Source organism: Halalkalibacter sp. HAAS-P013 (assembly GCF_056619925.1).
The window spans coordinates 261,008-283,129 of record NZ_JBWQTU010000005.1; the positions used below are offsets into that span (position 1 = coordinate 261,008).

Consider the following 22,122-nt stretch of genomic DNA (forward strand, 5'->3'; position numbering starts at 1 on the left):
ACAAGGAGACGAGAAAAATGACTCAATCAAAACCAATTATCTACTTTTTATGTACAGGGAACTCATGTCGAAGCCAAATGGCAGAAGGATGGGGAAAAAAATACCTAGGAGATAAATATGATGTTTATTCTGCTGGAATTGAAGCACATGGAGTGAATCCAAATGCAGTAAAAGCAATGGCTGAAGCTGGCGTTGATATTTCTGGTCAAACTTCAGATACGATTGATCAAGAAATCTTAAAGAACGCTGATTTAGTAGTAACATTATGTGGTCATGCGAATGATGTATGTCCAGCAACACCTCCAAACAAGGACCGCGTTCACTGGGGCTTTGATGATCCAGCAAAAGCAGAAGGTACAGACGAAGAGAAATGGGCGTTCTTCCAACGCGTACGCGATGAAATTGGCGACCGTATCAAAACATTCGGAGAGACTGGGAAATAAAGAGGTTACTGAAAAAGGTTGGTTTGTACCTTTTTCAGTAACCTCGAAGCAATGTGCGGAGCCGCTGCCATTTTTTATTAAAGCCTGCTATGAGCGGGTTTCTCATAGCAGGCGCGCGGCGTGTGGAGCCATTGCTACTTAATCAAGGCATTGAAAAAGGTTGGTTTGTACCTTTTTCAGTAACGTCGATAAAGAGGGGTCAGACCCCTCTTTATTTCTTTACATCATTAAAGGAGGAAATGGCTATGTCTAAAATAAGAATTTATGATCCTGCGATGTGTTGTGCAACGGGAGTTTGTGGGCCAAGTGTTGATCCAGAATTAACTCGTGTCGCTACAGCTATCTTTCTGTTAGAAAAAAAGAATGTAGATATTGCTCGTTATAATTTAGGCTCTGAGCCACAAGCTTTTATCGAAGAAGCAAAGATTCAAGAAATTTTAAATACAGAAGGAACGGATGCACTTCCTGCTGTTATCGTCGATGGTGAAGTAAAACTAGAAGGACGTTATCCTACGAATGAAGAGTTTGCTGAGTGGGCAAGTATTCCTGTAAGTGAGCTTACGAAAAAAGAGGAAAAATCAAAAGGTTTCGAGTTGCTATGACGAGAAAATTTAAGCCAACATCAATGAATGTCACTCCATATTTATTTTTCACAGGAAAAGGAGGAGTAGGAAAAACGTCAACGGCTTGTGCTACAGCAGTTGCTCTTGCAGATGAAGGAAAACAAGTATTAATAGTCAGCACAGATCCTGCTTCAAATTTACAAGACGTATTTGAAGTGGAGATCGGTTATGAAACAACACCAATTCTAAATGTACCTGGACTATCAGCGATTAACCTAGACCCTGAAGAAGCGGCAGCTGCCTATCGCGAAAAGGTTGTAGGGCCATACAAAGATAAGCTCCCAGCTCCTGTAATTGCACAAATGGAAGAACAACTATCTGGCGCTTGTACAGTCGAAATTGCGGCATTTGATGAATTTGCTTCTATTTTAACGAATCCGGATCGTACGAATGAATATGACCATATTATTTTTGATACCGCCCCTACTGGTCATACTCTTCGCCTGTTGCAACTACCAACTGCTTGGTCAACGTTTCTTGAAGACAGTACTCATGGGGCTTCATGTCTTGGACCTCTTTCAGGACTTGGGGAAAAGAAGGAATTGTATTCACAAGCTGTGAAAGCATTAGCAAATTCGGAGCAGACAACACTAATTCTTGTTTCTAGACCTGATGAATCGGCGCTTCAAGAGGCTAGGAAAGCTGCAATGGAGCTGCAACAAGTTGGTTTGACCAATCAGCTTCTTTTAGTAAATGGTAAGCTTCAAAGTTATGTAGAAGGAGATCAAATCTCTACAGCCTTTTATAAGAAACAAGACAAAGCTTTAACAAACATGCCCAAGCAATTGACTACACTTACAACGTACGAACTTCCCTATGTTCCGTATCAATTGACGGGCGTTGAGGCGTTGCGAACATTATTCAACGATCAACAGATGATAAAACTAGATAGAGAAGAGAGCGTTAATAACATAGATACAAAGGCTTTGAAAGAAGTTGTCAAACAAGTAGGTGCTAAAAAACAAGGTGTAATTATGACAATGGGCAAAGGGGGAGTCGGAAAAACGACAGTTGCTGCAGCAATTGCTGTTGGACTAGCTGAACTCGGTCATTCTGTTCATTTAACTACAACAGACCCTGCTGCACACTTGTCCTATGTTCTTGGAAAGCAAGTTCATGGAGATTTAGTTGTCAGTCGAATTGATCCAAAAGCAGAAGTAGAAGCGTACAAAAAAGAGGTGCTTTCTAAGGCAAAAGAAACAGTCGATGAAAATGGGATTGCCTATTTAGAAGAAGACTTAAATTCACCTTGTACGGAAGAAATTGCTGTCTTCCGAGCTTTTGCCGATGTCGTTGATAAAGCCAGCGATTCTTTTGTTGTCATTGATACGGCTCCGACTGGACACACGCTACTTCTTTTAGATGCAGCACAATCCTATCATAAAGAGTTAGAACGAGCGAGTGGAGAAGTGCCAGAAGCCGTTTCGAAGTTATTACCGAGGCTACGAGATAAGCAAGAGACAGATGTCGTCATTGTCACGTTGCCAGAAGCTACTCCAGTTCATGAAGCAAGCCGACTGCAGGACGACTTGGCTCGTGCTGATATTACGCCAAGCTGGTGGGTTGTGAACCAGAGCTTTGCTGCATCTAATACAATGGATCCGGTCTTAAAAGCTCGCTCACGTACTGAACTAAAATGGATGCGGCTTGTTTCCTCAGAAAAAGCGAATCAAGTAGCTGTAATTCCGTGGCAAATTGATTTAGCAACAGGCTATGAACAATTAAAAAGGTTAATAAATTAGGTTGTCTTAAACATGGGTGTAATTCTGTGTATCTTAAGACTAAGCGAGTAATGGAAATCTTCCTAACTCGCTTTTTTTCTTGCACTTTTATTCAAATTTTAAATATACTAATAATCAAATGAATGTTTGAATGAAGTGGAGTTGATGAAGATGAGTGAGCAGAAGCAACAAAACGATATGTGTGAAGTGTTTTCCTACGATGAAAAAGTAGTAGGAGAGGTAAAAGATCAGTTAGCGAATCAACGTTTTGACGTCCTTGCCGATATGTTTAAAGTCCTTGCCGATGAAACACGGGTCAAAATAGCGTATGCACTTTGTCAAGAAAGGGAACTTTGTGTCTGTGACGTTGCTTCGATTATCGGTACAACAAATGCAACGGCATCTCATCATCTCAGACACCTAAAGAACCTCCGCATTGCAAAAAGTGAAAAACGAGGGAAACTCGTTTTCTATTCTCTTGATGATGAACATATTAGAACGTTATTAATGACGGCGATTGCTCATCTAAATGAGGAGGTAGGCCGATGAGTAAGGAAGCGAAGTACCAAGTACAAGGATTTTCCTGAGCTAGCTGTGCTGCTCAGTTTGAGCAGAACGTAAAAAAAATACCTGGAGTCACGAAGGCTGAAGTGAACTTCCAAGCATCAACGATTACGGTAGTTGGAAATGTAACGAAAAAGGCTGTAGAAAAAGAAGGAGCCTTTGAAAATCTAAAACTATTTCAAGAGAATGAGCAAATCGAACGTAGCTCTAAGTGGAGATCACCAGCTACTTGGAAAACCATTATCTCTGGGCTCCTTTTACTTAGTGGATTTATTATTCAAGGGTTGTATGGGGAAGGGTTACTTGCCATTTTCTTTTATGCATCATCAATGGCAATAGGGGGCTATCGTCTTTTCTTACAAGGATTGAAAAATCTTTGTCATGCACGGTTTGACATGAAAACGCTAATGACGATTGCCGTTATCGGAGCAGCTATTATTGGTGAATGGGGTGAAGGGGCTACCGTTGTCTTCCTCTTTGCTATAAGCCAGATGCTTGAAACATACTCAATGGACCGAGCACGTATGTCTATTCGTTCACTTTTTGAAAACACTCCAAAAACAGCTAGAGTTTGGCGAGAGGGATCTTGGATCGATGTTGATGTAAAAGAGCTAGCTGTCGGAGAAGTTGTTATGATTCGGCCAGGAGAAAAAGTAACTGTAGATGGCAAAGTGATCAATGGAGCCTCGACGATTAACCAAGCTGCGATTACAGGAGAATCGATTCCTGCTGAAAAACAACTAGGGGATACCGTTTTTGCTGGAACTATAAATGAAGAAGGTCAATTAGAAGTAGAAATTACAAAGCGTAATGAAGACTCAATTCTTTCAAAGATGTTGAAATTGGTTGAGGAAGCACAGGCGAAGCGAGCATCAGCAGAAGCTTTTATTGATCGCTTTGCAAAAGTGTACACACCGATCATTATTTTGATTGCCATTCTTGTTGCGATCATTCCACCACTTGCTTTTGGTGGGGAGTGGAGCAGCTGGGTCTATCAAGGTCTTGCTGTCTTGGTTGTTGGTTGCCCCTGCGCCTTAGTCATTTCGACACCTGTTTCAATTGTTACAGCTCTTGGGACTGCAGCTCGTAATGGAGTGCTCATCAAAGGTGGAATTCATCTAGAAGAAGCAGGACGAATAGAAGCGATAGCATTTGATAAGACAGGGACGTTAACAAAAGGAAAGCCAGAAGTAACAGACATTTGGGTCTCAAAAAATGAAAATGAATACAAATTCTTAAAAATAGTGGCATCACTAGAGCAAAATTCAAAACATCCACTTGCTATGGCGGTTGTGAAACATGCAGAAAGTAAGATTGGTCAAGATTTTGTGAATGTAACAGATTTTCAATCAGAAACAGGTAAAGGAATTGTGGGGAAAATTGAAGGGGTAACATATTACGTAGGCAGTGATTCGTTTATCAAACAGATGACCAATATAACATACCAAGAACTAGAAAAGATTCGCCAATTTAAGGATGAAGCTAAAACGGTCGTTCTTCTTGCGACAACGGATCGGGTACTAGGCTTGCTCGCTCTGGCAGATTCTCTACGTATGGAAAGCAAGGATTTGATCCAATCTCTTCATAATTTGGGTGTTCGAGAAACGATTTTGCTAACGGGAGACCATGAAAAATCTGCTCATACGATTGCGCATCAAGTAGGAATGACAAATGTAAAAGCAAATTTGCTGCCAAATGAAAAGGTGTCGTATGTCGAATCTATACGTGAAAAAGGAAATCACGTTGCGATGGTTGGAGATGGCGTTAATGATGCTGCTGCATTAGCCACAGCTAATGTCGGGATGGCAATGGGTGGAGCTGGATCTGATGTGGCGTTAGAAACAGCTGATATTGTATTTATGAAAGACGACTTATCTAAGCTTCCTTTTACGATCCAATTAAGCCGTAAAGCGCGAACAATTATTAAGCAAAATATTACGATTTCCCTTGTATTAAAGCTAGTAGCGTTACTACTTGTTATCCCTGGATGGCTTACGCTTTGGATTGCGATTATTGCTGATATGGGTGCGACGCTGCTTGTAACGTTAAATGGGCTGAGATTGTTAAAAAATAAAAAGTTATAGTTTTTGAATGGAAAACATACCAATCTATCCTTTAGTTGGTATGTTTTTTTTTCTATGTTCTTCGACCAATTTACTCATTTTAATAGTAAAATAAATTTGAATTGAGTATGTAATTTATACATGAGGAGATACAAATGCTAGTTTTAATATTATTATGCTTATTCATGGGTGGTTTGTTTATTCAATTAATACAAAAAGCGTTCTTAAGAAAAAGAAAACCAAATATTGAGCAATTATGGGAAGAGTTAGAAAAGGAAGATTGGTTTAGAAAATTAATAGAAAATCCAAAAGTGAAAGATTGGATTGACTCAGATAAGGAAAACGGTTTATTAAACGATCCGTATTATGTTCGAAAAATTATTGATAAGGAAGTTCATAGAGATTGTTTTATTAAGTATGTAATGGAGAAAACATATTAACTTTTTATAGAGATACCCAATTGAGGTATTTCTTTTTTTGCATAGGAAACTATGTAAATGTCGAAACATTTATTTGATTATGTGTTATGCAATATTTAGTATGGGCGATTTTATGACATTTTTATTGGAATTGGAGAATGATAGAGAAAAGCTAAGATTGGTTGAGTAAATAAGTTGTGATTAACGCTTACATAGGAGTTTTAAATTTTGTGGGATGGTGGTAAGATACGTTTGTTAACAACGGACCCCGACTTTTGTGAGAGTCAAAAGTCGAACTAAAAAAACTTAATAGGAAAGAGGTGTTAGATTGAACATTCAATCTATTAAACAAGAATGGTTTGGGAATGTAAGAGGCGACGTATTGGCCGGATTAGTCGTTGCACTTGCACTCATTCCAGAAGCGATTGCCTTTTCAATTATTGCCGGTGTTGACCCAATGGTTGGGCTTTACGCTTCATTTTGTATTGCTGTTGTAATTGCTTTTGTTGGTGGACGTCCAGGGATGATTTCTGCTGCAACAGGTGCGATGGCGTTACTAATGGTAACACTTGTTGCTGAATATGGTCTTCAGTATTTATTAGCAGCAACGATTCTAACAGGTATTCTCCAGATCTTATTTGGGGTATTTAAGCTTGCTAGAATTATGAAGTTTGTTCCTCGCTCGGTTATGGTTGGATTTGTTAATGCATTAGCCATTCTCATTTTTATGGCTCAGCTTGAGCAATTTGTTGACGCAACTTGGGTGATGTATGCATTAGTTGCTGCAACATTGTTTATCATTTATGGTTTGCCTCGTATTACAAAGGCTGTTCCATCAGCTTTAGTGGCCATTGTTATGATTACAGCACTCGTTATTTTTATGGGAATTGATATTCGTACGGTTGGTGACATGGGTGCATTATCTCAAGCTTTACCAATGTTTTTAATTCCGCAAATCCCATTTAACTTAGAAACGTTAATGATTATTTTACCATATTCTCTTGCACTTGCCATTGTTGGTCTCCTTGAGTCACTTTTAACAGCGAATATCGTTGATGATATGACAGATACTGAGAGTGATAAAAATAAGGAAAGCCGTGGACAAGGAATTGCCAATATTGTTTCTGGTTTCTTTGGAGGAATGGCTGGTTGTGCAATGATTGGACAGTCGGTTATTAATGTGAAGTCTGGAGGACGAGGACGCCTTTCTGCTTTAGTTGCAGGTGTGTTCTTAATGTTCTTAATCCTTGTTCTTGGAGGACTAGTCGTTCAAATTCCGATGGCTGCATTAGTTGGGGTTATGTTTATGGTAGCGTTCAGTACTTTTGATTGGAGTTCTGTTCGCAACATTAACAAACTTCCTCGAACTGATGCCGTTGTTATGGTTGTGACTGTAGCTACAGTTGTCATTTCACATAACTTAGCATATGGTGTATTTGCTGGTGTTCTTTTAAGTGCGATCTTCTTTGCAGCAAAGATCTCAAAAGTTCATGTAGAGAAAAGCTATTTGAACCACTTAAATAAACAAGTTTATAAAATTCACGGTCAAATCTTCTTTGCTTCTGTAACAGACTTTGTTAATAAGTTTGATTATAAACAAGATGTGAAAGCAGTTGAGATTGATTTAACCAATGCTCATTTATGGGATGACTCAGCCATTGGTGCTCTTGATAAGATTGAAGGTAAGTTTGAACAAAATGGCATTAAGGTTGAATATGTAGGGTTAAATGCAGAAAGTGAAAAATTAAAAGATAAAATAGGTGGTTTATCTAAAGCATCAGGACACTAATAAGACAGAGGTGAGAGCCTCTGTCTTTGTTTTTTTTTAGATAAGTAGAATCCAAGAATTATATTTACATCTTTCATAAATTTGATTACGATAAAAGAAATAAGGAACGTATTGGCAGAGGAGGGCAATGAAATGTTTAAAAGTATTTTACTAGCATCAGATGGGTCTGAACATTCGCTTCGTGCAGCTGAAAAAGCGGCGGGTCTAGCTAAACTCAATAATGGGAAAGTGGATGTCGTATATGCTGTCGATGGTTCTACTTCAAAAGCAGATGTACTAACGAATAATAGTAAGTTTGAAATCGAGAGAAAACGGAAAGAAAAGCTAACTCCAATTGTAGATCTTCTGAAAAAAGAAGGTGTTGAATATAACGTACATATCGTTCAAGGTGAACCAGGTCCTACTGTTGTTAATTTTGCTAATAAAGGGGAATATGACTGTGTAGTGGTTGGTTCGCGTGGATTGAATAAGCTACAAACAATGGTTTTAGGCAGTGTTAGTCATAAAATTGCAAAGCGAGTGCAACTACCTGTTTTAATTGTAAAATAAATCATATTCAAGATTCATTACTAAGTTTTCTTAGAATGGATCTTTTTTGTTCTTAGAAGGTAATCACTAAAAAAAGGAGAATATCTGGGAGGTGGCAATTATAATTTTAAATATCATAAAAAAATGACTCGCAAGGAGCGATAAGTTTGGATATCGTAACTATTAAAGAAGATAAGTATTTTGAAGCAGTTCGATTATCAGAATATGCCTTTCAATATAATGTCCCGAAAGATGAAGTGAATGAACGAATTGAACAAATGAAAAAACATCATCAAGTTATTGGAGTCGTCGAAGATGAGAAGTTGATTGCTAAATTGCATTTTCTTCCTTTTGAAGTTTTTATAGGTGAAAAAAAGATAACTATGGGTGGAATTGCCGGTGTTGCAACTTACCCTGAGTATAGAAGAAAAGGCTTAGTAAAAGGAATGCTCACTCATATTTTAGAGAAGATGAAAGCAGAGGGGTATCTAGTTTCGATGCTATATCCTTTTTCAGTGCCTTTCTACCGTGAGTATGGGTGGGAGTTGTTTGCTAACAAGTTAACGGTTTCAATGAAAAAGTCAGACTTGAAATTTCAGGGAGAAACACAAGGGGCAATAAAACGTTTTTCGAATACAATGCCAACATCGAATTTGAATATCGTTTACGAACAATATGCAAAAGGGTTTGCTGGGATGTTAGTTCGTCGAGAAGACTGGTGGGAAAAAATACTTAAAGGCAATCATGTATCTATGTTTTTTGATAAAAATAATGAAGCTAAAGGTTATATGATTTATACGGTAAAAGAGAAGAAAATGAAAGTTGAAGAGTTTGTTGCTTTGGACTCACAAGCAAGAAGAGGTCTTTGGAATTATATTTGTCAGCATGATTCCATGATTGAGGATCTTGAAATGATTGTAGATGATAGAGAACCTCTTTTGTTTTCGTTACAAGAGCCGCGAGTAAAGATGGAAATTACACCTTATTTTATGGCGCGTCTTGTTGATGTTGAAGCGTTTTTGAAGCAGTCAACGTTTACCTGGAATAGTATACAAAGAGACGTGGTCTTACAAGTCAAAGACGACTATGCACCGTGGAATAACCAAACATTTCTATTAAAAGGTGGGTCTGTTACAACTCTTGACACAATTGGAAATAAGGAGAGGCAAGCTCGTATCATCCACTTATCAATTAATGCACTATCAACCATTCTTTTTGGTTACAAAAGGCCTGTTGAATTAATGGAAATTGGACAGCTAACTGGGGATGTGGAATCAATTCGTGAATTTGAAAATATGATTCCAAGAACCAAGCCATTCTTCTATGATTTCTTTTAATGGGAAGAGGTTAGATGCATAAAATTAATGGATGATAGATTTGGTGTATTTGAAAAGGTAGTTTATGAGCATAAATTGTTACAAGGAATGAATTTGATGTGTTTTAAAAGTGTGATTAAGCACATGAATTACTCGAAGTAATAATTCGTGTATGAAAAAAGTTGTTTGTTTATGAAGACTTGAGGAAGCTGTCATCCCTCAAGTCTTTTTCTTTATAAAGAGAATGTTGCAAAAAAACTCAATAAGGAATAACCTCATTTTAAAAAAAGAGTGCGACAAAGAGCCATTACCCAAAAGGGGACTGATTCTTTGAAATATGAAAGAGAGCGAACATGCTGCGCTGGCTCCACGCGCCGTGCGCCTTTTAAAAAAATCGCTTAAAAGGCTTAAAACATAACGGCGGCTCCGCACAGCGCAAAGAGCCATTACCAAAAGGGAAACCGCCTTTTGGTAATGGCTCTTTTACAAAACCTTTACATTATGACCATACCGGCTTAACATTCCTCTACTATACTAGCAATTGTGAGAGGGAGTTGGTTCCTCACGAAATCCAATGCAGATAGAAAAAGGGAGGACAATGAAGTGAAGAAGCTTTTATTGTTTGTAGTAATGGTAGCACTAATGGTTGTGGCTGCTGCTTGTGGTAGCGGGAATGAGGAGACAACAACAGAGGCAAACGAACAAACTGCATCTGAGCAAACAGAAGGAAGTGACACAGCAGAAGAAGCTGCAGCAGAATTAGAGGGCAGTGTGGTAGTGGATGGTTCAGGTACAGTATACCCTCTAATGTCAGTAGTTGCTGAAGAATATATGTATACAGAGCAAGAAAATGTCTCTGTTGAAGTAAGTCGTGCTGGGACAAGTGCTGGGTTTGGCCGATTCTTAGTAGAAAACGGAACAGATTTTAATAACGCATCACGTCAAATTAAAGATGAAGAGGCAGCGGAAGCAGAAGCTGCTGGTTTTGAAGTAATGGAAATGAAAGTGGCTTTAGATGGCTTAACATTCGTTATTAACAAGGAAAACGATTGGGCAACAGATTTAACGAAAGAAGAACTAATCTCTATTTTCCATCATGATGGTGGGGTGAAAAAATGGTCTGATATTCGTCCGGAGTTCCCTGATGAAGAAATTCATGCAATGGGACCAAATGAAAATCACGGAACGTATGAGTTCTTCTATGAAGCTATTCTTGAAAAAGAAGATTTAGTAGACAGAGTTAACTTACAACAAGAATACTCTACACTCGTTAACCTTGTTTCAGAAGATGTAAATGGAATTGCATTCTTTGGTTTTGGTTATTACGTGAATAATCAAGACAAATTACAAGCTGTAAACGTTGATTTCGGAGATGGTCCTGTAGAACCAACTCTTGAAACAATTGGCGAAGATGCTGAATATGCACCATTTACACGTCCAGTGTTCACTTACTTGAATGTCGATAATGCGGAAGCAAACCCACAAGTTTTAGATTTTGCACTATTTGTAGCTAATAATGTGAATGAATTTGCTGGTCAAACGGGCTTTGCTCCATTACCAGAAGAGGAAGTTCAGGCGTACGTTGAAGTTTTAAAAGGACTAAAGTAATTTTTGTAAGATTGGGAGGATGAGGGCATTTCGTTGTTCTCATCTTCTCCTTTATTTAACTGAGTCATATGGGCTAAAAGGGGTGCAGATGATGGAAGCAAACAGCGCTTTAAAAAAGGGGAACGCTGTTAATGTTAGAGAGATGATTGAGGAAAAGAAGAGCAAGAGAAGCATCACCAATGTGTTAGAAAAGGTTATGCCGAAAGTACTTCTTGTAATTGCAACTATCTCTGTTTTAACAACAGTTGGAATCATTTTTACATTGTTAAGTGAAACAATAGAATTTTTTAGTAGAGTTCCTTTCGTTGACTTTTTCACAGGAACAGTTTTAAGACCACTTAGTCAAAATCCAGAGTTTGGTGTTTTGCCTTTATTAACTGGTACGATTATTTCTTCAGTTATTGCTATGTTTGTAGCGGTTCCGATTGGTCTTATGACCGCGATTTATTTAAGTGAATATGCATCTGATAAAGTAAGAAGAGCATTAAAACCAATGCTTGAAATTTTAGCTGGGATCCCAACGATTGTGTATGGATTCTTCGCTTTTACATTTGTAACACCGATACTGCGAGAGTTCATTCCAGGACTCCAAGCAACTAATATACTAAGTCCAGGAATTGTAATGGGAATTATGATTATTCCAATGGTCGCATCATTATCTGAAGATGCTATGAGTTCTGTTCCTAATTCGATGAGAGAAGGAGCCTTAGCTCTTGGATCAACGAAGTTAGAAGTGACTCGAAAAGTCATTATGCCTGCTGCAATGTCTGGAATTATCGCTTCATTCGTTCTTGGAATTTCACGTGCTATAGGTGAAACGATGATTGTCACAATTGCAAGTGGAAGCTCCAAAAACTTTACTTTCGACATTACTCAATCTATGCAGACGATGACAGCATATATTGTTGAGGTTTCTAGTGGGGATGCTCCTGCTGGATCTACTATATATTACAGTTTATACGCTGTGGCCGCGACGTTATTTGTATTTACATTCATGATGAACTTACTAGCAAGATATATTTCTCGTAAGTTTAGGGAGGAATATTAATTATGAAATATGTTGACACAGCGCTCGTTCAAAAAAGAATGAACTCACGTTTATTATTAAATACATTTGCTAAAACAGTGTTTCTTTTATCAACATTATTTGGTCTTGTCGTCCTAGCTGTATTGATTTTCAGAGTTGCTTCAGACGGAATGGGTTGGATTAACTTAGATTTTCTAACAGGTAGACTCTCAACAAATGCTGACAGAGCAGGAATTATGGGAGCTATCCTTGGTACGCTCTGGCTCATGCTCGTCGTTGCACCTGTTACGATGTTTGTAGGTGTTGGAACAGCAATCTATTTAGAATGTTATGCAAAAAAAGGACGGATCCACTCTATTATTCAAACAAATATCTCGAATCTAGCAGGGGTACCGTCAATTGTGTTCGGTATTTTAGGATTAACAATTTTTGTACGTGCAATGGACTTTGGAAATGTTATTTTAGCTGGTGGTTTGACGATGTCATTATTGGTATTACCAATTGTTGTTGTTGCAAGTCAAGAAGCTATTCGTGCGGTACCAGCTCACTTAAGTGAAGCTTCATTTGGAATGGGAGCAACAAAATGGCAAACAATCAAAAACATTATTTTGCCTGCAGCATTGCCTGGGATCTTAACAGGGGCAATCCTGTCATTATCCCGAGCAATTGGTGAGACAGCTCCACTCGTTGTGATTGGAATTCCGGCTTTATTGATTCCCTTCCCTGGTGGAATAATGGATCGGTTTACGGTATTACCAATGCAAATTTATTATTGGACGCTTGACTCATCACTTGTAGCAGAGTATGCGAATTTGGCTGCTGCGACTATTGTTGTCTTGCTCGTTGTTCTATTCTTATTAAACTCAATTGCCATTGTGATTCGAAATAAATTTCAACAAAGGTATTAATTTTTTAGGGGGTAAAAATGATGGCTTTGTCACAGAAAGTGAATGTAGAATATAAACCAAATGGTGGTTCAGTAGAAAATCCAGTGCCAGATAAAAAGGTTGTTTATGAAACGAAAGATTTAAACCTTTGGTATGGGAAGGATCATGCGTTAAAAAATATTAATCTAGCTATATATGAAAAAGAAGTTACAGCTATTATTGGTCCTTCAGGGTGTGGAAAATCAACCTATATTAAAACATTAAATCGCATGGTTCAATTAGTTCCATCCGTACGCATTTCAGGAGGAATCTCGTACCGTGGGAAAAGTATTCTCGATAAATCCTATCATGTAGAAGATTTACGTACCCGTGTCGGAATGGTATTTCAAAAGCCCAATCCATTCCCTAAGTCCATTTATGATAATGTTGCATATGGACCTAGGATTCATGGAATTAAAAACAAAAAGATTTTGGATCAGATCGTGGAAAAAAGCCTTCGCGGTGCTGCCATTTGGGATGAAGTAAAAGAGAGACTTCATGAGAATGCATATGGTCTATCTGGAGGGCAACAACAGCGACTTTGTATTGCTCGTTGTTTGGCAATCGAACCAGATGTGATTTTAATGGATGAACCGACATCTGCTCTTGATCCTAAATCGACTCTGAAAGTAGAAGAATTAATACAAGAATTGAAAAAACAATATTCGATTATTATTGTTACACACAACATGCAGCAAGCTGCTCGTATTTCTGATAAAACGGCATTCTTCTTAAATGGAGAAGTCGTTGAATACGATCAAACCGATCTGATTTTTTCAAATCCATCAGATAAGCGTACAGAGGACTATATAACAGGAAGATTCGGATAAGAAGGTGAACCATGGCTATTCGCGAAAGTTTCCATTCACAACTTGATTTAGTCAAAGACCATCTCCTAGAAATGGGAACGCGGGTTGAAGGTGTAATTGATCAAATGATTCAAGCATTTGCCTCTTCAGAGATAGGACATATGGAACGAATTATTCAAGATGATTACCTTATCAATCAGTTAGAGGTTGGCATGCATGATCAAGTGACAAGGTTAATATCTAGGCAGCAGCCTGTTGCAACAGATTTACGTAAATTAATTGTCGCATTAAAAATATCGAGTGATTTAGAACGGGTAGCAGATTTAGTAGTTGATATCGCAAAACAATCAAAACGGATGAAAAGAGATAGTCTCCTGCCTTATCAAGTAAAGATTGTAGCTATGTTTACAATCGCTCAAGAAATGATTCATAAATCGTTACAATCATATAGAGAGACGGATTTATTGCTCGCCCAAAAAATCGCTGCGATGGATGATAAGGTTGATTCGTTATATGGAGAACTAATTAGAGAGCTCTTTAAATTAAATGAAGACAATATAGAAATTGATCAAATTACTCAATTGGCTTTTATTGGTCGCTATATTGAACGAATTGCTGATTATGCGACGAATCTTGCTGAGTGGGTCGTTTATGAAGTAAACGGAAAGCATTTTGACTTAAATTAATCTCTTAACAAAGGGTGAAAATAATAAATTTATAATCATAAACCAGCGATTTTTGTCGTTGGTTTTTTCCTATTATCTTTTTGTTTACCGTGTGCCATTTTAAAATAAAAAGTACAGTTGAAACAATTGATTAATCTACGTAAAATAACTATGATAGAAGTGTAAATATTTTGTAAATAGGATTCATATTTCGATAACAAAGAAGGAAGGATCTTTAATAGGGAGAGGATGTTTTTTGAATTCTATATTGGAATCCGCGCCAAAGATTGCGCTAGTGGAAGATGAACCGTCTCATGCATTATTAATCCAGTATAATTTAGAATCAAGAGGAAAAGAAGTTTCTCTTTTTGAGAGCGGGGACCAGTTTTTACATGCGGAACTCTATTCATTCGACCTAATTATAATTAACGTCGATCTTCATGATATAGACGGGTTAAAATTGTGCGATCAGTTGAAAAATAAAGGAGTTACAGCTCCTATCTTATTTGCTACGACAAATCCAAAGTTAGAAGAAGGGTGTTGTCACGGAACTCAAGTTGAATACATAATAAAACCATTCTCGATTAAGGAGTTGGTTACTAAAGTTGATCATTTATTAACCAAGCAATATGTAGTAGTCTGTAAGTAATGCTATTGCACTATGAAATAAAAGTTAGTAAATATAGTTGATACATATAAAATCTTGCTGTAAAGTCATCAATGTAAATTAATTACCTCGTTAGGTGAGGCTCCTGTGCTGGAGATACGCAGCTGCCCAAAAATGTCCAAAGACGCCAATGGGTCAACAGAAACCATTCACATATAATGTAGTTGGAATTTTCCTATGTCGCACAGTGCTAAGCTCTACGAATGGAGGAAGCTAAAAGGCTTTTTTGCTGTGTCATCGTGATAATGCAGTTTGTTATCCTATGGTACTGCCTTATTTTGTCATGTCAAAGACACCTTCATTCGGTTGAAGGTATCTTTTTGTTGTTATAAGACATCTCAAAGCGAGGCAAAGATTGAAATAAATGGCTCTAGTCTGGGGGTAATATGAATTGGATAGTAGTCCTGAACCTGAATCTTGTCAATTATATGATTGTTATAAGGATGTGACATCCATTCATGTCACAGCAAGCAGGGCTTAGGAGTGAGATGAATAACGCTCAATTTATGACTAATGCACCCTTCCGTTTGTGATGGTGTTTTTATTATGTTTTGATTTGGAGGTGATGTGGAATGGATGAGGAGAGTAATTCAACTAAAACAAGATGTATATGTTACCAAAACAGAAAAACAATTAGCGTAATGGAAGTCCATTCCCTTCACATGGAAAAGGGTGTATGGGATTCATGGCATAAGGAGGAGTTACAATGGTTAGATTAGATGAACAAAATCGTGAAGAATACGAAAAGGTAATTTTAGATACATTGCAAGCTGAAGATTGTGAGCAATTTCGTGACACCTTTTTAGAACTACACCCTACTGATCAAGTCGATATCTTTGTGAAATTAGAGGAAGAAACTCGTAAACGAGTGTATGACTATTTATCTCCAGAAGATTTTTCTCATATTTTTGAGGGGTTAGAAGTAGAAGATCAAAAGCGCACCTACCTAGAGCTAGATGAGGCATATTCTTCTGAGATGTTTAACAATATGTTTGCAGATGATGTAGCGGACTTTTTAGCTGAAATGACAGGTGAAAAAGCAGAAGATATCTTGATGAAAATGAACAAAGCTGAAGCAAAAGAAGTAAAAGAGTTAATGTCGTATGCACCGGAAACGGCTGGGGCAATTATGACAAAGGAATTTGTCAGCATTTCATCAAGCGATCTTGCTTCAAATGTAATCGAGAAATTACGTAATGATGCACCGGATGCTGAGACGATTTATTACTTATATGTTGTTGATCAATTAGAGAAATTAGTAGGTGTTATTTCGTTAAGAGATCTCATTACGGCTCCTGCAGATGAAGTGATTGAAAATATTATGAGCACTCGAGTCGTAGCTGTACAAGATGATATGGACCAAGAAGATGTCGCAAAGCTTATCAAGAAATACGACTTCTTAGCAGCACCAGTTGTTTCGAAGCAAAATCATTTAATTGGGATTGTAACGTTTGATGACGTGATCGATATTCTCGAAGAAGAAGCAACAGAGGACTTAGGAGAAATTTCAGCAGCCAAAGGGGCAACAGACGTCAATGTTAGTGCTTTTACAGCTGCTAAAAAACGTTCGCCATGGATTGTCATGTTAATGTTCTTTGGACTGATTACTGCTGAAGTGATTGGACAATTTGAAGAAACGTTAGAAGCTATTGTTTTACTAGCAGCCTTTATTCCGCTAATTATGGACTCTGCTGGGAACACTGGAACTCAGTCACTAGCTGTTGCAGTACGAGGTCTTGCGCTAGGCACAATTAAAAAAGGCAGTATTGGAAAGATGGTAAGACGTGAGTTTGGAACAGGGGTAATGCTTGGTCTAATTTGTATGGTTGTTTTAGGGATCACTGTCACACTTATTCACGGTCACTGGATTTTAGCATTAATCGTTGGTTTTTCTATCTTCTGTACATTAAGTATTGCAACTGTGATTGGTGCTACGGTTCCACTTGTCATTAATAAATTAAAGCTAGACCCAGCTATAGCATCAGGTCCTTTTATTACAACAGTTAACGATATTCTTGGTTTATTAATTTATTTCTCTATTGCTACAGCACTACTTGATTTCTTGTAAAAAGAATAATGAACCGAAAAAAACACCCTGGATGGGTGTTTTTTTATCCGCATAGCAATGAATGGCATAGTGAATACTTTAAAATAAAACTGAATTGTAGGAGTTTCCAATTATGTCACTTGATGTGTTTATTATGGGTTTTGCTTTCATCCTCATTCATCTATTTGCAAATGAAATGATTCCATCTAATCGAATTAAAAGGTTAAAGTGGTTTTCATTTTCAGGGGGCTTAGCTGTATCTTATGTTTTTGTCTATGTTCTTCCAACTTTACACAAAGAACAAATTCTAGTGAAAAAATATGGTGATTATTTCACAATGGAGTCTGAGTTGTATTTCATAGGTTTATTAGGTGTGTTAATTTTCTATGGAATACAAAAGGTTGTTAGAAAAGCACAGCTTAAGAATAAAACAAACAAAGCAAGAGCACTTTTTTGGCTGCAGATTCTGTTTTTTGGCTTTTATAATATGCTTGTAGCTTATACCGTTATCTCGCATAATGTGTTAGGTATTCAAGCTGTATTCTATGGTCTTGCTGTGGGGATGCACTTTGTTGCTGTTGCCCATGACTTGTGGAGGGAATACGAAGACATTTATAATAAAGTCGGTAGGTATGTTCTGGCGCTAGGAATTATTGCAGGCTGGATCATGGGGGTTTTGGTAAATTTATCACCATTAACAGAATCGATAATCTTTGCTTTTGTTTCAGGGGCTATGATCTTAAATGTATTAAAGTATGAACTGCCACCTGATGATGAAGCTCATTTTGTTACCTTTACAATTGGAGTTATTTCATACACAGCTATTACGATGTCGTTAAAATTTTTCTTTCAATGGTAGAGTTGGTAACAATAATTAAAGATTCTATGAAAAAATAGCGATATGTTATGATTTTGCTCTCAATTCGATTATAATAGTTTGGAATGTATTTTTAAAGGAGGGCTTTATTTTGCTTACTGGTATGTACCATGCGCACGTTGATTCATGGTGGCTACTTATTGTGTTATTTTTAATCACATATTTCTTACTGAGAGCTGGCAAGAACAAAGGTGCGAAAATTCTACATATGATTGTACGGTTATTTTACATCGTAATGATTTTCTCCGGTGTTGTGTTATTGTTTAATTGGAATTTCGCGATTGCTTATGTAATAAAGGCGATTTTGGCAATTGTACTTATTTATGCAATGGAGATGATCCTTGTACGGACGAAAAAAGGAACGCTTGGATCGAAAGCGCCGATGTATTGGGGATTATTTGTTGTTTCACTTATTGTTGTAGTCTTGTTAGGGATGAGAATAATTACATTCTAAAATGCTAGCTAGGGAGAACCCTAGCTAGTTTATTTATTTAAAAATGAATTAATTCGTTCAATGTACTTTTTTCCAGTTATAATCGACAAGACTATCCCACCTTCATTTGGGGTTCTTCCTACTTATATGCCAAATAGAAATGAAATTTCCTATTTTTTATGCCAGGAAATCATTTGTTTGTTTTTCTTTTTAGCGTTCCTAGCGTAGTGGTAAAATAGACAGAGACTATACTGAGAGGAATTTTGTGTAATGAACTGGACGGTAAAGAAATTTGATGAGTTATTAATTAGTGAATTGTACGAATTGATTCGTTTACGAATAGAAGTGTTTATTGTCGAGCAGGATTGTCCTTATCAAGAACTAGATGGAAAGGATCAAGAAGCCTTTCATTTGTTAGGCCGAGTGAATGGAGAGCTCGTGGCTTATAGTCGTTTGTTTCAAAAAGGAACCGTTGCTGCAGATGCCTCTATTGGTCGTGTCATTGTTAAAGAAAGTGCAAGAGGAAAAGGGTATGGACAAGCATTGTTAACAAAGTCGATTGACTATTTAGTAACCGAGTTACATGAGAAAGGGATTCTCATTCATGCCCAGCAATATTTGCAGCAGTTTTACGAATCGTTTGGTTTTAAACCAATATCAGATATTTATTTGTTAGATGGTATTAATCATATGGATATGCGAAGGGAGGGCTGTGAATGAACGAACATGTTGTCTACGGTACAGATGTAAAGGACGTTGCCGATAAAGAAAGATTAGAACATGCGTTTAAGCTTGCAAAAGAAAAAAGTGCCGTTTTCTATGTGCTGCCATCTCAGATGTGGTTGCAAGAAGCACGAAGAAAAAGGCCGGGGTTACTTATTACCACTTTTGACGATATTGCCAGCTTTATCTTAAAACAAACAGGTATTTCTTATATTTCTTTGTCAGAAGAAGAACGAACTCTTTTCTTTCTTCAATTTGTAAGAGAAGAGGTAACATTTCGTGAAGAGGAGGTCGTCTCAGGGAAAGCTCGTGCTTATGCTGACACTTACGGACAATTGAAGCGGCTAGGGTTGAGCGTATCCGATATACCACAATCACTTATGCCAATAAGTGAGCTATTTCAAAGATATGAAGACCGTGTCGTTTTAGATAGAACAATGTTAGACCCAGAAAATATTATTTTGCATGCAATCAAACAACTGAAACAAGTTCCTAATCAAATAGAAATATCATCTATTGTAATTGATGGATACTATGATTTTAGTCCTCTTCAAATGTTGTTCATAGAAGCCTTAAAGCTAGCAGGGATTGCGGTAACAGTCTTTGTCCCAAATCATTCTCACTTTAATATTGTTGAACAGACTGTAAAGGAGCTTTTGTCGATTGGATTTATCGATAAGAGAGTAAGCAGGGAGGAGACGAATGTAGATGTTGAGCAAAGAGAATTAATCGCTGCCTCTACGAACGAAGAACAGTGGCGTGGAGTGATGGAAGAGATTCGATTATCTGACCTAGCCTATGATCAAATGGGGATTTTGGTCGTTGATGAAAGAAATGGTATGAATGAAGTGACGAAATACGCTGATATGTATGATGTACCTCTGAATAAAGCAAAAAAACGCAAACTGTCTACAACGTCTAGCCATGCATTTTTGCAAACTGCTTTAAGAAACACAACGGTCCCTACTTCAAAATGGGAACAACTCTCTCTAGTGGAGCAAGTTTTACGTCTCTATCAAGTGAGTGGATTAGAATTTGCAAAACAAAAGCAGACTTTTTTACAAACGGGTGAGTGGTTTAAAAAGGAACATCAGGAGCTGTTTGAGGCCATTACTCAACTTCAGTGGAAAAAAGGTGAACGATTTATTGATTATATTAGCCAATTGCGTAACGTAATTGAGAGGTTGCCATTTTTCACATACTGGGAAGAACAATTCAGAGTAATGGAAGATGTTAGTAAGTTAAAAGAAATTGCAGGGGAATACAAAGCTTTAAAGAAATTGGCTGAACACCTATATCAATACGAGGTGTTACTCCATGATAAAGGGTTAGAAAGCTTAATGATGACTCATGATTTATTTATTGAATGGGTTAATGAGCTTGGGGAAAGTTTGCAGCTTTTTGAGGAGAGAGCTTCGAAGCGAGGAATTTCCATTTATACGTGGCGAGATGTGAGTTTGTTTCGCGGAGAAAAACTGTTTGTTGTTGGGATGAATGAAGGCTCGTTTCCTGCTCCACACCATTTAAGTGGCTATGTTCATGAACGAGATTTACTTGGGAGCGCAGTTCGCTTTAGTCCACCAACAGGAGAGCATTTCCGTTTGAAGCAGCAAGCGTATTTTGAACAATTACGTTATGTTGCTAAATCGATAACATTCACGTATGTAAAAGGTATAGATGCGAACCATCCGTTATTACCATCCACGTTACTAGAAGGTATAGAAGAATCTCATAGTTGGACATGGGAGAATAGGATGGGAAGCGAGTATGCCTTCTCTTCTAGAGATCAAATAGAGAAAATAGCCTATCATGTTGGAAAAGGATGCTTAGTAGAAGGCCTTCCAGATGAGGTGAAACAGTTAACGAAAAGACTTTCGCGTTTAGAAAAAGGAAATGAGCCGATTTCACTTTATCAAGATCAATCTGTAAAGCCCGTTGTTTCTGTTACCGCTCTTGAAAGTTATGCAAGATGTCCGTTTCGTTATGGAATGGAAAGAGTGTTACAAGTTCCTGAACCACAAGCTATTCAAGAGCAAGTTTCACCACTTGATATTGGCGATTTAATGCATTCCATTATCGAAGAAATTTATAAGGAATTAAAGGCCGTTGGTCAATCTTTTGCTGTAATAAGAGAAGTGAGTTCACATATTCCAGAACGAATAGACGAACTCTTTGAAGAAAAATGGGAGCAAATTGAAAAGCAAAGTCCAGAAATATCTCGTTTTGACTTACAAATAACAAAGCAACAATGGCAAAAACGGCTACGACGTTGGTGGCAGGCAGAGCGAAAACATTTCTTTGATAATGCCCACCTTGAACAAATGCATATTATGGCAATAGAAAAAACGATTCGATTTGAATTGCCGTTATCAAATGACAAAACATTGGTACTAACAGGGAAAGCAGACCGAATTGATCGTTTAAAAAATGCCATCGTTGTTTACGATTATAAATCAGGTCAAGCGAGTGTAAAAATGGAAGATGTCCAATCTGGGTTAAAACTACAACTACCATTATATGCGTTTGCGATACGTGAGGAGATCGAGCGGTTAGAAGAAAAAGCCGTACAAGCTGATGGTGCGACCTACATCTCTCTTAAAGAGCCTAGCAAGCGGGCAGGGAATGGAATGTGGCGAACAGAGCATGTAGGAAAATCATCGAGATACAATGTATCTTCATTTTGTCGTAATCGAGAAGATGAATTAGGAACAGAGCAATTTCTTATTGATCATCAACTAAAGGAGCGCATAACCGAAATTTGGGAAGGGATGCAAACGAACTTTCCAGTAGAACCGCTTGAATGCTCATCATTTTGTTCATACCGAACGATCTGTCGGGTAACGGATGAAAAGCGAGAGAAAGCAAAAAGGTAAC

General features: G+C 37.7%; 20 protein-coding genes and 1 riboswitch. All 20 genes read left to right on the forward strand.

The genetic code is table 11. The features are described 5' to 3' along the window. Positions 1–17 precede the first annotated feature (17 nt). The 20 genes from arsC (at position 18) to AC1FXP_RS09685 (ending at position 22,121) form a co-directional block, all read left to right on the forward strand. Positions 18–443: an arsenate reductase (thioredoxin) gene (arsC, locus tag AC1FXP_RS09590; protein ID WP_480060711.1), complete on the forward strand. Its 426-nt coding sequence runs from the start codon at positions 18–20 to the stop codon at positions 441–443. A gap of 245 nt (positions 444–688) precedes the next feature. Next, the gene (arsD, locus tag AC1FXP_RS09595) at positions 689–1,045 is read left to right on the forward strand and encodes an arsenite efflux transporter metallochaperone ArsD (RefSeq protein ID WP_480060713.1); all 357 of its coding nucleotides are present in this window, start codon (positions 689–691) and stop codon (positions 1,043–1,045) included. Beyond that, positions 1,042–2,808, forward strand: coding sequence for an arsenical pump-driving ATPase (arsA, locus tag AC1FXP_RS09600; RefSeq protein WP_480060715.1), 1,767 nt, complete (start codon positions 1,042–1,044; stop codon positions 2,806–2,808). The genes arsD and arsA overlap by 4 nt, the downstream gene beginning before the upstream one ends. 150 nt (positions 2,809–2,958) lie before the next feature. Further along, entirely contained in the window at positions 2,959–3,336 is a 378-nt protein-coding gene (locus tag AC1FXP_RS09605) for an ArsR/SmtB family transcription factor (RefSeq protein ID WP_480060717.1), read from the forward strand. After that, on the forward strand, positions 3,333–5,435 hold the full coding sequence (locus tag AC1FXP_RS09610) for a heavy metal translocating P-type ATPase (RefSeq protein ID WP_480060719.1): 2,103 nt from the start codon (positions 3,333–3,335) through the stop codon (positions 5,433–5,435). The genes AC1FXP_RS09605 and AC1FXP_RS09610 overlap by 4 nt, the downstream gene beginning before the upstream one ends. A gap of 134 nt (positions 5,436–5,569) precedes the next feature. Beyond that, positions 5,570–5,854, forward strand: a complete 285-nt coding sequence (locus tag AC1FXP_RS09615) for a hypothetical protein (RefSeq protein ID WP_480060721.1) — start codon at positions 5,570–5,572, stop codon at positions 5,852–5,854. A gap of 307 nt (positions 5,855–6,161) precedes the next feature. After that, on the forward strand, positions 6,162–7,622 hold the full coding sequence (locus tag AC1FXP_RS09620; protein ID WP_480060723.1) for a SulP family inorganic anion transporter: 1,461 nt from the start codon (positions 6,162–6,164) through the stop codon (positions 7,620–7,622). 132 nt (positions 7,623–7,754) lie between these two features. Further along, positions 7,755–8,171 carry a universal stress protein gene (locus AC1FXP_RS09625; RefSeq protein WP_480060725.1) on the forward strand — a complete coding sequence of 139 codons (417 nt, stop codon included), beginning with the start codon at positions 7,755–7,757 and terminating at the stop codon, positions 8,169–8,171. A 146-nt stretch (positions 8,172–8,317) separates the two neighbouring features. Continuing rightward, positions 8,318–9,487 carry a GNAT family N-acetyltransferase gene (locus tag AC1FXP_RS09630; protein ID WP_480060727.1) on the forward strand — a complete coding sequence of 390 codons (1,170 nt, stop codon included), beginning with the start codon at positions 8,318–8,320 and terminating at the stop codon, positions 9,485–9,487. A gap of 582 nt (positions 9,488–10,069) precedes the next feature. Further along, on the forward strand, positions 10,070–11,074 hold the full coding sequence (locus tag AC1FXP_RS09635) for a PstS family phosphate ABC transporter substrate-binding protein (protein WP_480060729.1): 1,005 nt from the start codon (positions 10,070–10,072) through the stop codon (positions 11,072–11,074). 91 nt (positions 11,075–11,165) lie between these two features. Next, positions 11,166–12,122, forward strand: coding sequence for a phosphate ABC transporter permease subunit PstC (gene pstC, locus AC1FXP_RS09640; RefSeq protein WP_480060982.1), 957 nt, complete (start codon positions 11,166–11,168; stop codon positions 12,120–12,122). Between the two features lie 2 nt (positions 12,123–12,124). After that, positions 12,125–13,009, forward strand: a complete 885-nt coding sequence (gene pstA / locus AC1FXP_RS09645; RefSeq protein ID WP_480060731.1) for a phosphate ABC transporter permease PstA — start codon at positions 12,125–12,127, stop codon at positions 13,007–13,009. A 20-nt stretch (positions 13,010–13,029) separates the two neighbouring features. Then, positions 13,030–13,857, forward strand: coding sequence for a phosphate ABC transporter ATP-binding protein PstB (gene pstB / locus AC1FXP_RS09650; protein ID WP_480060984.1), 828 nt, complete (start codon positions 13,030–13,032; stop codon positions 13,855–13,857). Positions 13,858–13,868: 11 nt separating this feature from the next. Continuing rightward, a complete protein-coding gene (phoU, locus tag AC1FXP_RS09655; protein WP_480060733.1) occupies positions 13,869–14,522 on the forward strand; it encodes a phosphate signaling complex protein PhoU in 654 nt (217 codons plus the stop codon). A gap of 235 nt (positions 14,523–14,757) precedes the next feature. Continuing rightward, positions 14,758–15,150, forward strand: coding sequence for a response regulator transcription factor (locus tag AC1FXP_RS09660; RefSeq protein WP_480060735.1), 393 nt, complete (start codon positions 14,758–14,760; stop codon positions 15,148–15,150). A 79-nt stretch (positions 15,151–15,229) separates the two neighbouring features. Continuing rightward, positions 15,230–15,384: riboswitch (M-box (ykoK) riboswitch) on the forward strand. Positions 15,385–15,874: 490 nt separating this feature from the next. Continuing rightward, on the forward strand, positions 15,875–17,236 hold the full coding sequence (mgtE, locus tag AC1FXP_RS09665; RefSeq protein ID WP_480060737.1) for a magnesium transporter: 1,362 nt from the start codon (positions 15,875–15,877) through the stop codon (positions 17,234–17,236). 112 nt (positions 17,237–17,348) lie between these two features. Then, a complete protein-coding gene (locus AC1FXP_RS09670; protein ID WP_480060739.1) occupies positions 17,349–18,074 on the forward strand; it encodes a hypothetical protein in 726 nt (241 codons plus the stop codon). Positions 18,075–18,183: 109 nt separating this feature from the next. Continuing rightward, a complete protein-coding gene (locus AC1FXP_RS09675; RefSeq protein ID WP_480060741.1) occupies positions 18,184–18,546 on the forward strand; it encodes a DUF1516 family protein in 363 nt (120 codons plus the stop codon). Positions 18,547–18,795: 249 nt separating this feature from the next. Beyond that, positions 18,796–19,245: a GNAT family N-acetyltransferase gene (locus AC1FXP_RS09680; RefSeq protein WP_480060743.1), complete on the forward strand. Its 450-nt coding sequence runs from the start codon at positions 18,796–18,798 to the stop codon at positions 19,243–19,245. Continuing rightward, the gene (locus AC1FXP_RS09685) at positions 19,242–22,121 is read left to right on the forward strand and encodes a PD-(D/E)XK nuclease family protein (RefSeq protein WP_480060745.1); all 2,880 of its coding nucleotides are present in this window, start codon (positions 19,242–19,244) and stop codon (positions 22,119–22,121) included. The genes AC1FXP_RS09680 and AC1FXP_RS09685 overlap by 4 nt, the downstream gene beginning before the upstream one ends. The last annotated feature ends 1 nt before the right edge of the window (position 22,122 follow it).

Bases quoted from the DNA above. Each gene is read 5' to 3' on its own strand.
- arsC (WP_480060711.1), top strand. From the start codon at position 18: ATGACTCAATCAAAACCAATTATCTACTTTTTATGTACAGGGAACTCA.
- arsD (WP_480060713.1), top strand. From the start codon at position 689: ATGTCTAAAATAAGAATTTATGATCCTGCGATGTGTTGTGCAACGGGA.
- arsA (WP_480060715.1), top strand. From the start codon at position 1,042: ATGACGAGAAAATTTAAGCCAACATCAATGAATGTCACTCCATATTTA.
- AC1FXP_RS09605 (WP_480060717.1), top strand. From the start codon at position 2,959: ATGAGTGAGCAGAAGCAACAAAACGATATGTGTGAAGTGTTTTCCTAC.
- AC1FXP_RS09615 (WP_480060721.1), top strand. From the start codon at position 5,570: ATGCTAGTTTTAATATTATTATGCTTATTCATGGGTGGTTTGTTTATT.
- AC1FXP_RS09625 (WP_480060725.1), top strand. From the start codon at position 7,755: ATGTTTAAAAGTATTTTACTAGCATCAGATGGGTCTGAACATTCGCTT.
- pstC (WP_480060982.1), top strand. From the start codon at position 11,166: ATGGAAGCAAACAGCGCTTTAAAAAAGGGGAACGCTGTTAATGTTAGA.
- pstA (WP_480060731.1), top strand. From the start codon at position 12,125: ATGAAATATGTTGACACAGCGCTCGTTCAAAAAAGAATGAACTCACGT.
- pstB (WP_480060984.1), top strand. From the start codon at position 13,030: ATGGCTTTGTCACAGAAAGTGAATGTAGAATATAAACCAAATGGTGGT.
- phoU (WP_480060733.1), top strand. From the start codon at position 13,869: ATGGCTATTCGCGAAAGTTTCCATTCACAACTTGATTTAGTCAAAGAC.
- mgtE (WP_480060737.1), top strand. From the start codon at position 15,875: ATGGTTAGATTAGATGAACAAAATCGTGAAGAATACGAAAAGGTAATT.
- AC1FXP_RS09670 (WP_480060739.1), top strand. From the start codon at position 17,349: ATGTCACTTGATGTGTTTATTATGGGTTTTGCTTTCATCCTCATTCAT.
- AC1FXP_RS09680 (WP_480060743.1), top strand. From the start codon at position 18,796: ATGAACTGGACGGTAAAGAAATTTGATGAGTTATTAATTAGTGAATTG.
- AC1FXP_RS09685 (WP_480060745.1), top strand. From the start codon at position 19,242: ATGAACGAACATGTTGTCTACGGTACAGATGTAAAGGACGTTGCCGAT.